We start from the raw sequence: 11,661 nt of genomic DNA, 5'->3' as shown, positions 1-11,661 counted from the left end.
AATTGCGATTGACCCATCAGTTCTGGTCCCGCGCCCATATCCAACTTGCCGGTTTCAGTTGCCAGGCTTTTCCGCTCAAACGATCCCACAGACGGATCGAAATCAGTAACCCTTGATCTAGGACACAGGAACGCGCCTTGCAGACACGCTCCCTCCAGGCAACCAAACGCACGGTTTTCATCGTCGACGACGAACCGGAAATCGGCAACTTGCTGCTGGATGCCCTTCTCCAGTTCGAGATGGAAGGCAAGGTCTTTTCCACGGCCTCACAGATGCTGATCGCACTCGGCCTGGAAACACCGGATGCCTGCATCGTCGATCTCGGCCTGCCTGATATGGAAGGCATGGCGCTCATCAACGAGATCAGGCGCCGGTCATCAGTGCCGATCATCGTTTTGTCGGCGCGCGGACATTCCACCGATCGTGTCATGGGGCTGGAACTTGGCGCGGATGATTACGTGGTCAAACCGTTTGACCCGCGCGAAGTGGTTGCGCGCATCCGCTCCATTCTGCGTCGATCGTCCGACCAGGCACCGGTGAAGGCCAGCGTCGACTGCGCCCGGTTCGAAGGCTGGACCTACCAACCCGCTTCCCATTGCCTGACCTCTCCGGAAGGCGAGGAAACTTTTCTGTCCACTGGAGAGGCCACGTTGCTGGAAGCTCTGCTGAGAGCTCCCAAGCGCGTGCTGTCGCGAGACTACCTGCTTGAACATGGCGGCCGTGACGAGAGCCTCGACAGGTCCATCGACGTGCGCATTTCGCGCATCCGCAAGAAGCTCAACCGCAAGAACGAGCCCGCCCACATTCGCACCATCTACGGTTCCGGCTACATGCTGGCCTGTGATGTGAAGTGGTCATGAGCAACTCCGCACTGGAACTCCGAAAACTCGACGAAGGGCTCTGGACGCTCGATACCACCTTTACCAGGCTCGGCTGCAAGGGCAGCCTTCGCATGACCGTTCTGGAAACCGCCGCCGGACTGGTGCTCCACTCTCCGGTGGCACTGGACGAGGATGTCAGGAACGCCCTCCGCAGCCTGGGCGAGATCGCGGTGCTCTTTGCGCCGAACCTTTTCCATCACATGTATTTGCACGCCGCACAGGACCATTTTCCAAATGCCCGTGTACTTGTTCCCAAAGGGCTTGAACGGAAGATCGGCAAGATCGCGAACTCGGAAATTGTCACTGACAAAACAATCGTGGCTGATGGAGAAATCGAGCATGCAACACTGAACGGGCACGACTTGAACGAAACGGTTCTCTTTCACCGGCGTTCGGGCACACTGGTAACGGCTGACCTGCTCTATAACTATCAACCGGAACACAATTTCACAGAAAAACTGTTCTTCAGGGCAATCGGTTGCTACGGCGTGCCGGGAGTGGCCTTCTATCACCGCTACGCGATCCGCGACAAATCCGGCATCGCCCCCTTTCGGGAAGCCGTTGGCAGCTGGCCCGTGAAACGGATCGTCATGTGTCATGGCCGAATTATTGAAGCGCCCGAAGCCGCCGGTATTTTCACGTCCGCCTGGCAGCGCTTCGCCTGACTTCCGCAAGGCCAATCAGACAATTAAAAAGGGCTGCCCACCGGGACAGCCCTTTTTGCATCTTGAAAGGCTTCTGAAGATCAGAAGCTCAGGGAAATATCCCGATGCCCGGACAGACATCCGGCAACGTCCAGAGCCATATCCGTCGGCAAACGGTTCTGGGCTCTCACACCAATATTGGCTGCCACGGTGTCATCGAAGGTTTCCAGCTGCGGCAGGATTTCCTCGGCCCCTTTGCGGCGCCAGGCAAGATCCGCATCCAGAGCGGCAATCGACTTGTCGATTTCAGCAACAGCTTCTTCCGCGTTCGGCTGACGGCTGCGCATGATCTTGCGGGCTTCGTTCAGGCCATCACGGATATCGCTCGTGCCTTCCGCATCTCCAACCCGTGAACGCATGGCCGAAATCGCTTCTTCGGCCGCTTCCGGCTCAAGCGTCGGCACTTCGGCCTTCAGGGCTTCGAGTTCCGGTTTGAAGCTTGCAACAAGATCAGCACCGTTGAGGATCGCCTTTAGCTCCGCGATCGGCTCGTAAGCCTGATCGACAGTCCGACGATAGGTCATCCGGGCTACATCCTCTGCCTTCTGGATCTTGGCGAAGGTTGTGTAGGTATCCTGCCAATCGGACGGGACCTGAGCCATCAGGGCTTCATGCCGGGCTTTCAGCTCGTCGATGCGAGCCTGAGCACGCTCACCTTGTGCAGCCGTGTAGATGCCGGTTTCTCCCGACCGGTCAACGATGACCTGAAGGTCGGCGATCCGGTCATCAAGACGGCGGGCATCGCGTTCGATGGCACGAACCTGTGTGTGCACCGGCTTGTAGGCCCCTGCCGCTGCTGCTACTTCAGCTTCAGCCTGATGGATCGCCTCCATCTGCGGCATGGCTTCCTTCGCCTTTTCCAGACCGTCCATGACATCATCGCGCAGATCTTCCGGCAGATAGCTCATGTCGATGGATTCGACCGACTGGATTGCCGACAGGATCTTGTCGCCGTTCTGCTGGAAGTCCTCGTAGATGAGGGTCTCCATGCAGTACTGCAGACGCGGATTCTTTGGCGGAGGAGCTGTCTCGGACAGCAGCGACGAGCGGTTCGGCAGATAGTTCACAAGCTGCGGATAGAGCCCGACGATGCCGAGTGCCAGCAACTGCAGGCAGATGAAAGCAACCACGCCCTTGTACATGTCCAGCGTCTTGACCACGGCCGGTGCGACGCCGCGCAGATAGAACAGCGCGAAGCCGAAGGGCGGTGTCAGGAACGAGGTCTGGATGTTGAGACCGATCATCACGCCAAGCCACACGGCGGTGACGTTTGCTTCAGGATCGGCAAGCAGGATCGGTGCAACGATCGGCACCACCACGACGGCGATCTCGATGAAATCGAGGAAGAAGCCGAGGATGAAGATCACGAGCATCACGATCAGGAACTGAGCCCAGAACCCGCCCGGCAGGCCTTGCAGGAAGTTCTTGACCAGCTCTTCCCCGCCGAAGGCACGGAAGGCAGAAGTCAGCATGGCAGCGCCGAGAAGAATGATGAACACAAGCGCGGTGGTCTTGGCGGTTTCCACCATCACTCCGCGCATGGTGTCTTCGAACTTCAGCGTACGCCAACCGGACCAAAGGACCGCGATCAGCAGCAGCGAAACGGCGATGATAGCCAGCACCAGGGCGAGAACATCGTCGCTGGTCTGGATCAGCTTGATGTTGACCGAGCCGAAGAAACTGACAACCACGGCCAGCCCCAGCAAGGCCAGAATGGCCAGGATCGCCGGGCTGTAGGCTCCGCGCTTACCGTCACGAAGGCGATAACCGGCCATGACCATCGCACCGACGGCACCGATGGCGCCAGCCTGGTTCACGGTAGCGACACCGGCGATGATCGAACCAAGCACCAGGAAGATCAGGGCCAGCGGCGGCACCAGGGTCAGGACCACCTTGCCTGCGAACGCACGCGTGAAGGTGCCTTCTTCATGGACTGCCGGTGCCGACTTCGGATTCAACAGCGCGAAACCCAGAATGAACAGCATGTAGAGGCCAACCAGGACAAGACCCGGCAGGAAGGCACCCAGGAACATTTCGCCGGCACTGGTCGACACGACAGAGTAGTCCGACGGCATCGACAGCTCGCCGGTGCTCGCCTTGTAAAGTGTCTGGCGCAGCGAACCGGCCTGATCGACCGCACTGGCAAGCTGGTCGGCCAGGATGATCAGAACGATCGACGGCGGAATGATCTGTCCCAGTGTCCCGGAAGCGGCAATCGTTCCCGTTGCCAGCGGCACCGAATACTTGTTGCGCAGCATGGCCGGCAGCGAGATCAGGCCCATGGCGACAACGGTTGCGCCGACGATGCCCGTGGTGGCTGCCAGAAGAGCCCCCACGAACACCACGGAGATACCGAGACCACCCGGCACCGGGCCGAACAGCCGTGCCATCGTCACCAGCAGGTCTTCAGCGATCTTGGATCGTTGAAGCATGATGCCCATGAAGACGAACAGCGGAATGGCTATGAGCGTATCTCGCTCGGCCTCCCAGTAGATGCCACGGAAGTTCGTCACCCCCGCGCTGAGCCACTGGCTTGGGCCACCGTGAGAGAAATACGCGCCGGGGTCGCCGGCAAACAGATAACCCGATCCGGCAGCGATGCCGATGGTCAGGATGGCCGATCCGGGGAGCGCGAAGGCGACGGGGAAACCCGACCCAAGCGCAATCGCCATCAGGACGACCAGGAGAAGAAGGAAGAAAAGTTCCATATCAAGCGGTCTCGTCAGGCTCTATTGAACAGTGTGGCTGTCATGATCCCGGCCACCCGGTTCGCCGCGAATATCGGCAACCGCGTCCAGGAAATAGGCCACGAACTGGATCATCATGGAAACGGCGAACACGCCCAGGAAACCCGCCATGAGATATTTCACGTAAAGACCGAAACCGGCCTGCGTGGTCTCATAGGTCAGGATCGGGCTGTTGATGATGTTCTGCTTGCCGCCCATGCCGATGACCAGGATGACGGTACAAAGGCTGATGCCGAGCACAACGGAACCGACCGCGTTGACGATGCCCTTTGCTCTCGAGGACAGACCCGCATAGAAGATGTCGACCCGAACATGCCCTTCTTCAAGCAGCGTGTAGGCACTGGCGAACAGGAACAGCGCCGCGTACCAGAACCGAACGAGATCGGCGAGGAAGGCCTGCTCGTAGGAGAAGACGAAACGGCCGATCACGATCATCAGTTCGGCGGCAACCACCAGAAGCGCAAGCCAGGTGAAACCCAGCGTGCGGGTGAAGGCTGCGATCACGAATGAAAGCGCGATCAGCGGCATGTGCACATAAGGGCCCCGGAACTGCGATTTGCCGAGATCGTCGGCAAGCGCCTGTCCGACGACATCGGGCAGAAAGCCCTCGATGCGCAGGAACGAGATCGCGCTGTCGACCAGCCCGACGATCAGCACCGCGAAGAAGCAGGCCCTGATGAGATAGGCGTTGATGTTGGTGATCCGGACGCTGTCTTCACGCAGCGTGTTTCCGTTCGTCCGCACATAGCCGAAGGCCAACAGGACAAACGCCGCATAGAGCGCCAATTGCAACCAGGACCAGAGAATTGGCATGGATCCATTGGCCGCGCCACCGAAAATGGGCGCAATGCCTGGAAGGTCTTGCCAATAGGTCAGGTAGTTATTGAGCAGAAACGCCGTCATGATCGCCAATACGATCCAGCCGCACAGGCGGAAGAAGCGGGCGCTCTCCGGCGAGGCTTTACCACCGGAATTCATAACAGGCGAGCCGTCTTGAACATTGTCCAAGGCCGTCATCGTGGCTGTGCCTTTTTATCTTTGTCTAAGAAGAAGGGACGGGATTTCTCCCGCCCCTTTTATTTGCTCAACCGATTACTTCGGAATGCCGAGGTAGCGGTTACGCTTGTTGCTGTAGGCAATGTCGGCGATCGCCATGTAGCTGCCGATTTCCTGACGTGCGTTGATGACGCTCTCGAAGATCTTCTTGGACAGCGGGGAATGATCCATCGCTTCTTCCAGAACTTCCTGAGCGGCTTCACCGAAGCTGTCGTAGATCTCGTCGGAGAATTCACGCAGCTCAACGCCGTGCTCGTTGATCAGGCGGGTCAGGTACTTACCGTTGTTGGCGTTGGTTTCAGCCATCGTGTTGGAGTTTTCTTCCGCACACGCTGCAACGATGATCTGCTGATCGACCTTGTCGAGGCCATCCCAGAATGCCTTGTTCATGCCCAGAGCAAGCATGGCGCCCGGCTCATGCATGCCCGGGTAGTAGTAGTACTTGGCAGCTTCGTAGAACTTCATGAAGTAGTCGTTGAACGGACCAACCCACTCGGTCGCATCGATCGCGCCGGAAACAAGGTTTTCGTAGATCTGGCCACCCGGCAGGGAAACCGGAGACGCGCCGAGTTTCGCCATGACGTCGCCGCCCTGACCCGGAATACGCATCTTCAGACCCTTCAGGTCGTCAGCGGTTTCGATTTCCTTGTTGAACCAGCCGCCCATCTGGACACCGGTGTTGCCCATGGCGAAGTTCTTCAGGCCGAATTCACCAGCCAGCTCATCCCACAGTTCCTGGCCGCCGCCGTACTTGATCCAGGCGTCCATTTCAGCCTGGGTCAGACCGAACGGCACGGCAGTGAATGCTGCCCAGCCCGGATGCTTGCCTTTCCAGTAGTAATCGGCGCCGATATAGGCCTGCGCGTTACCGGAAGCGACTTCGTCGAAGGAGTCAAAGGCACCAACGCGTTCGCCAGCGGCGAAATACTGAACGTTGAGGCGGCCTGCGGTCAGCTCTGCAATACGGGCTGCGAGGCGCTGTGCCGGAATACCGAGACCCGGAAAGTCGCGCGGCCATGTGGACACGATGACCATTTCCTTGGTGCCCTGCGCAATTGCCGGAGCAGCCAGCAAGGATCCAGCGGCAACACCGCCGGCACCAATACCAGCCTTTTTGATAAACGAACGACGATCCATTAGTTTCCTCCCTAATCGGACCCGATTTCGGACCGGGTACACACTTGCACCGATCTCGAGGTATGTCTAGTTGACCGAGTGTCTGAAGCGCTATTCGTGGTTCTGCGCAGCTTCTCAGTAATACTACCGAGAACCACGCAAGAGAGATAATCGTTTGCCGCATGTTCGCGCAACAAGAGAGCAAAATTCGTGACCTTCAAGACCAAATTGCTGCTCATCACGATCCTGCCATTGATCGCCGTCTCCGTACTCATCGGTGCGGCCACGTACTATCAGTCTCGGGAACTGATCAACACGCAGACCCAGGCAGTGGAACAGCGCATCCTGTCCTCCAAGCGTCAGGAAATCCGGAACTACGTCAGTCTTGCTCTCACCTCGATCGAGCAGATCTACAAGGAAGAACCGGGAGGTCGCGAAGCAGCGCAGCAAAAGGTCAAGATGATCCTGCAGCATCTGACCTTCGACTACGACGGCTATTTCTTCGTTTACACGCTCGACGGTACCAACCTGGTCCATCCCAAGCTGCCGCACCTGGTGGGGGGAAACTGGTGGCAGCTCCAGGATGACAACGGCGACTACGTCATCCGCAACCTGATCGAGGCGGCCCAGAACGGCGGCGGCTTCCACCAGTATGTCTGGCACAAGCCCTCGACAGGCACGGTCGAGGAAAAGCTCGGCTACGCGATCCTGCTCGACAAGTGGGGCTGGATGCTTGGCACCGGCCTTTACACCGATGACATCGCCCGCGAGGTCACCGCGATCCGCACCGACTTTGCCCGCTCCATCCGCCAGACACTGTTCGTCACCTTCATGATCACGCTTGCGGCCATCGTCATTGCGGGTTTCCTCATCGCCGGTGTGCGTTTCTCCGAACAGCGCTTTGCGGACACCAAGCTGAAGGAACTGACCAACAGGATCTTCCAGGTGCAGGAACAGGAGCGCAAACGCGTTTCCACCGAACTGCATGACAGTATCTCCCAACTTCTTGTGTCCGTGCGCTATGGCGTTGAAATGATCCATAGCGAGGCCAACCGGGATCCGGATCTTCAGGTGCAGGCAGCCAAATGCCTCAAGACACTGGACGGAACCATTGCCGAGGTCCGGCGGATATCGCGAGATCTCAGACCCAGTGTCCTCGATGACATGGGCCTTGCGGCGGCGCTCGGCAGTCTTGGCAAGGAGTTCCAGAACCAGTCGGGCATCACCGTCAACGTACAGGCGGAGCAATGCCACGCCCGCTTGTCGGAAGGTGCCAAGACCGCCCTCTACCGTGTGGTTCAGGAATGCATGACCAATGTAGCGCGCCATTCCCACGCCAGCGAAGTCGCAATTTCCCTCAAGGTCGGCATGCAGCAGCTTGTGCTCTCGGTGGAAGACAACGGTGTCGGCCTCCCCCGCCCGCTGCCGAAATCCGGCGGCCTCGGCTTCCGCAACATGCGTGAGCGGATCGAAACCTATGGTGGCCGGTTAACCCTGAGCAGACGTGCTTCCGGCGGAACCCGTATTAAAGTCCAGATGCCGCTCGACAATGCGGCGGCAAAAGCGGCATGATACAAAGATGACAGTGCATTCACCTTCACCCCGGTCGTTCACCAGACCCATCCGCGTTCTTCTGGCAGACGACCATGAGCTGGTTCGCGACGGTATCCGGGCCCGGCTGCAAAAGGTGGCCGACCTGGAAGTGGTCGGTGAAGCGACAAACGGCCGCGATGCTCTGACACTCGCCCGAGACCTGCGCCCCGACGTTCTCCTGATGGATGTCTCCATGCCGGTCATGAACGGGCTGGAAGCGGCGACCCAGATGCGCAAGACGCTGCCTGAAATCGCTGTACTGATCCTGTCGGTCTACGACAACCCGGAGTATGTGCGCGGCGTCGTCCAGGCAGGTGCCCGCGGCTACATCCTGAAGGATATCTCCGCAGCCGAGATGATTACTGCGATCACCAGTGTTGCCAATGGCGGGTACTATTTCTCCTCCGCGGTCGGCCCGACGCTGGTTGGTGCCGGCACATCCGCACCGGTGGAAGACCCATACGGGCTGACCGATCGGGAGCGCCAGGTGCTGACGGCCATTGCCAAAGGCCAGCCCAACAAGGAAGTCGCCAAGGAACTGGGCATCAGCGTACGCACTGTCGAATCCCACCGCCTGAACCTGCGGGAAAAGGTCGGCAACAAGAATGCCGCTCAGCTCTATAAGGTCGCGCAGGATCTGGGATTGCTGGACTGATCCGGCTCGGCTAAATCTGTTTGGGTCCACACCCTGGCCAAACACTTCCGGAGACATGGGTCTCCCATCTGACAGGCATGAAATGACCAAACCACTTGTCCTGGTAACCGCCGATGTGAAAACCATCGAGGGCTACAACTGGCACGCCGCGACCTCAACCTATCTGCAGGCCGTGCTGAAAGGCTCCGATGCCATCCCGATGATCCTGCCGTCCCTGGGGGCGGATCTGGATCTGGATGCGGCTCTGGACCAGGTCGACGGCGTTTTGGCGACCGGCTCCCGGTCCAACGTCAATCCGGAACTTTATGGCGAAGTGCCGACGGAAGAGAACGGTCCATACGACCCGTCCCGCGATTCCACGACACTGCCGCTGCTCAAGCGCGCCGTCGAACGCGGCATTCCCGTCTTTGCCATCTGCCGCGGCATGCAGGAATTGAATGTTGCCCTTGGCGGTACGCTGCTGACTGAGATCCAGTCCCTTGAAGGGCGCGCCGATCACCGCGCGCCGACATCAGAACGGCAGGACGAACGTTTCCGGATTGCCCATCCGGTGGAAGTCGCCGAAGGCAGCTGTCTGGCCACCGTTGTCGGCAGCGAGCCTTTCGAAGTCAATTCGCTCCACCGCCAGGCTGTCGGCAGGCTGGGCAATGGCATGATCACGGAAGCGGAAGCCGAAGACGGGACCATCGAAGCGGCCTCCGTCAAGGATAGTGCCGGCTACGTCCTCGCGACACAGTGGCACCCCGAATACTGGGTGTCGACGGACGGCCCGTCGAAGAAGCTGTTTGCCGCTTTCGGTGATGCCGTCCGGGCCTATCGCGTCAAACGCCTGGGTTTGTAATCAACCCCAGCCGAGCGTTGCGATCAGCAACGTGAGACCCAGCAGGAAGACGATGGCTGCCCCGACGATTTCGATCGTCCGGTGAACCTTCACCGCCATCGGACTGCCTTCGCCAAAAAGCCGCACGGCAAGTTCCTTGGCCCCGACTGCCATGCCTGCAAGCAGCGAGACGGTTATGCCGGTGCCAACCGCCATCGCCAGGGTGGAAGCGATGCCGGCTGCGATCATGCCTTGCGAAAGAGCAAAGACCAGCACCACCAGCGCACCGGTACAGGGCCGAAGACCAACTGCAAAAATGATCGACACGGCCCGGGCAAGGGTGATCTTGCCCTGAAGCATGTCCGGCGTCGGGGCATGGGCATGACCGCATGTGGTGCACACGCCATCTGCACCGATCTCGTGATGATGATGGTCATGGTGGTGATGATCGTGACCATGATGATGGTGGCCATCGTGACTGTGGCCATGACCGTGATGACCGGCCGCCGAAGCACCCGCGAGCGCGAGTTGCGAGCCTGACAGACGGGACGCCACATTCATGGCCAGCGGACGAAGGGCTTTCTGCCACAACAGCCAGCCGCCCAGACCGGTGATCAGCACATAGGATCCGATCTCGAACCACCGCGCCGTATCCTGTATCGCGATGCTGGTGAGATTGAAAACGACGGCCAGACCGCCAACCAGCAGGATCGCGGTCACCGCCTGTGCGAACGCCGAGGCAAAGGAGAGATAAATACCCTTGCGAAGGGTCTCGTTGTTGGCAACCACATAGGACGTGATGATGGCCTTGCCATGCCCAGGCCCTGCGGCATGGAAGATGCCATACGCGAAGGAAAGCCCCATCAGCAGCCAGGCCGCATGCGGATTGTTGCGGAAGGCCCTGAGACTGGCGACCAGCGCCTGGTAGAATTCCTTCTGCTTGACTGCAATTGTCCCGAAAACCGTATCGAGGAAACCCGTCTTCGGCGCGGCAACCGCTTCTTCTGAAGCCTTCGCCGTATCGAGTGCAGCCGTAATTGCGGCCGCAGCATCGACGGGCGAGCTGGCAGCAGTGTCCGTGGACGTGGACGTGGAAGCAGACGTGGTTTCGGGCGTTGCGGCTTCCGAAGTTCCGGACGATGAACTCGCGGCGGCCATTGCATCACCACAGGCAACCAGCATCTGATTGACCTGCGAGGCGGCAGCGGACTGAAGCTCAGGCGGCAGGTCACGCTGGTCTGCGCCGATCTGTGCAAGCGCATAGGCTTCGGCATCATCCAGCGGCGGCGGTTCCTTGCGGCTCACACGGCAAGTGCCCGGTGCGTTTTCCGTTCCCAGCGCATCGTCCCCCGCACCAAAGCGGAAATCGACGTAATAGGTCGGGTCGTAAACGTCGAGCGTGATCAGGCTCTTGGTATCGCTAGGCTGTTTGAACGGCAACGTGAAATGCAGTTCCAGCAGGTTCACATCCTCCGGCATGGAGCCGCCATTCATGCGGACATCTTCCTCCATGGCCTCGAAGTCCTCGGGCTTCATCACCCAGTAGTCCTTGAGGGGAACCTTGACCACTTCCAGCCAGTAATCCGTCGGGTCATCGAAATCGAATTCGACCCGGCTATTGTCACCGAACGTGAAATAGCCGTAATCGGCCATACTCTCCACGTTGACCTTCGCCAGTTCACTCAGCTCTTCACGGGAATAGTGACCGTCGCCATCCTTGTCGAAGCCCTGGATGGCGAAAGCGGAAAACGCATCATCGAAACGAAACACGTGCTGAAGCGCAATCGCCTGTCCAGCATCGTCGAAAACCAGCTTGCTTCGTGCCTCGACAAAGACATGCGGGTGCGCACTGGCTCCGGCAAGAGCAGCCAACAGAAGACCCAGACCCAACAGGAAACGGCGAGAGGCCGCAGGAAGAACCTTGGCTCGAAAGGTGGAAAGCAAGCGCAACGGGATCACCCACTGATCAGATGTAATATGTTTACATGACACGCAGTGCGTTGTTTGACCAGAGAAGACGGCAGGAAGATGACCGCGACAATTTCGCGGCGCAAAACGCTCAAGGAACAATTTTCGCACTTGGTAATCA

9 protein-coding genes are annotated in these 11,661 nt (G+C 59.1%); 5 read left to right on the top strand and 4 right to left on the bottom strand.

Translation table 11 applies throughout. The features are described from left to right. Positions 1 to 137 precede the first annotated feature (137 nt). Positions 138 to 860 carry a response regulator transcription factor gene (locus FIU93_RS09860; RefSeq protein WP_023003610.1) on the top strand — a complete coding sequence of 241 codons (723 nt, stop codon included), beginning with the start codon at positions 138 to 140 and terminating at the stop codon, positions 858 to 860. Continuing rightward, entirely contained in the window at positions 857 to 1,546 is a 690-nt protein-coding gene (locus FIU93_RS09855) for a hypothetical protein (protein ID WP_152505489.1), read from the top strand. Before FIU93_RS09860 ends, FIU93_RS09855 begins: the two co-directional genes overlap by 4 nt. A gap of 80 nt (positions 1,547 to 1,626) precedes the next feature. Here FIU93_RS09855 and FIU93_RS09850 read toward each other — a convergent pair whose 3' ends face one another. The 3 genes from FIU93_RS09850 to FIU93_RS09840 all read right to left on the bottom strand — a co-directional run bounded on the left by FIU93_RS09850 (position 1,627) and on the right by FIU93_RS09840 (position 6,525). Next, positions 1,627 to 4,293 (bottom strand): TRAP transporter large permease subunit, encoded by a 2,667-nt coding sequence (locus FIU93_RS09850; RefSeq protein ID WP_152505488.1) that lies wholly within the window; start codon positions 4,291 to 4,293, stop codon positions 1,627 to 1,629. A 21-nt stretch (positions 4,294 to 4,314) separates the two neighbouring features. Then, positions 4,315 to 5,349, bottom strand: coding sequence for a TRAP transporter small permease subunit (locus FIU93_RS09845; protein WP_023003617.1), 1,035 nt, complete (start codon positions 5,347 to 5,349; stop codon positions 4,315 to 4,317). 75 nt (positions 5,350 to 5,424) lie between these two features. Continuing rightward, the gene (locus FIU93_RS09840) at positions 5,425 to 6,525 is read right to left on the bottom strand and encodes a TRAP transporter substrate-binding protein (protein WP_023003619.1); all 1,101 of its coding nucleotides are present in this window, start codon (positions 6,523 to 6,525) and stop codon (positions 5,425 to 5,427) included. A 189-nt stretch (positions 6,526 to 6,714) separates the two neighbouring features. On the opposite strand from FIU93_RS09840, the gene FIU93_RS09835 reads away from it, so the two are divergent. From FIU93_RS09835 to FIU93_RS09825, 3 genes are all read left to right on the top strand, one after another. Continuing rightward, complete coding sequence (locus tag FIU93_RS09835; protein WP_023003622.1) at positions 6,715 to 8,076, top strand: cache domain-containing protein; 1,362 nt, start codon at positions 6,715 to 6,717, stop codon at positions 8,074 to 8,076. A gap of 7 nt (positions 8,077 to 8,083) precedes the next feature. Beyond that, entirely contained in the window at positions 8,084 to 8,752 is a 669-nt protein-coding gene (locus FIU93_RS09830) for a response regulator transcription factor (RefSeq protein WP_055661261.1), read from the top strand. A gap of 82 nt (positions 8,753 to 8,834) precedes the next feature. Then, positions 8,835 to 9,593 carry a gamma-glutamyl-gamma-aminobutyrate hydrolase family protein gene (locus tag FIU93_RS09825; RefSeq protein WP_023003626.1) on the top strand — a complete coding sequence of 253 codons (759 nt, stop codon included), beginning with the start codon at positions 8,835 to 8,837 and terminating at the stop codon, positions 9,591 to 9,593. Here FIU93_RS09825 and FIU93_RS09820 read toward each other — a convergent pair whose 3' ends face one another. Further along, positions 9,594 to 11,531: a DUF1007 family protein gene (locus FIU93_RS09820; RefSeq protein ID WP_235814961.1), complete on the bottom strand. Its 1,938-nt coding sequence runs from the start codon at positions 11,529 to 11,531 to the stop codon at positions 9,594 to 9,596. Positions 11,532 to 11,661 lie beyond the last annotated feature (130 nt).

Source organism: Labrenzia sp. THAF35 (genome assembly GCF_009363595.1).
GTDB lineage: Bacteria > Pseudomonadota > Alphaproteobacteria > Rhizobiales > Stappiaceae > Roseibium > Roseibium algicola.
The sequence above is the reverse complement of the archived record's forward strand: the minus strand, read 5'-3'. Positions and strand labels throughout refer to the sequence as shown.

Excerpts from the sequence above, each read along its gene's own strand:
- FIU93_RS09825 (WP_023003626.1), top strand. The coding sequence starts at position 8,835 with ATGACCAAACCACTTGTCCTGGTAACCGCCGATGTGAAAACCATCGAG.
- FIU93_RS09845 (WP_023003617.1), bottom strand. The coding sequence starts at position 5,349 with ATGACGGCCTTGGACAATGTTCAAGACGGCTCGCCTGTTATGAATTCC.
- FIU93_RS09840 (WP_023003619.1), bottom strand. The coding sequence starts at position 6,525 with ATGGATCGTCGTTCGTTTATCAAAAAGGCTGGTATTGGTGCCGGCGGT.
- FIU93_RS09850 (WP_152505488.1), bottom strand. The coding sequence starts at position 4,293 with ATGGAACTTTTCTTCCTTCTTCTCCTGGTCGTCCTGATGGCGATTGCG.
- FIU93_RS09830 (WP_055661261.1), top strand. The coding sequence starts at position 8,084 with ATGACAGTGCATTCACCTTCACCCCGGTCGTTCACCAGACCCATCCGC.
- FIU93_RS09855 (WP_152505489.1), top strand. The coding sequence starts at position 857 with ATGAGCAACTCCGCACTGGAACTCCGAAAACTCGACGAAGGGCTCTGG.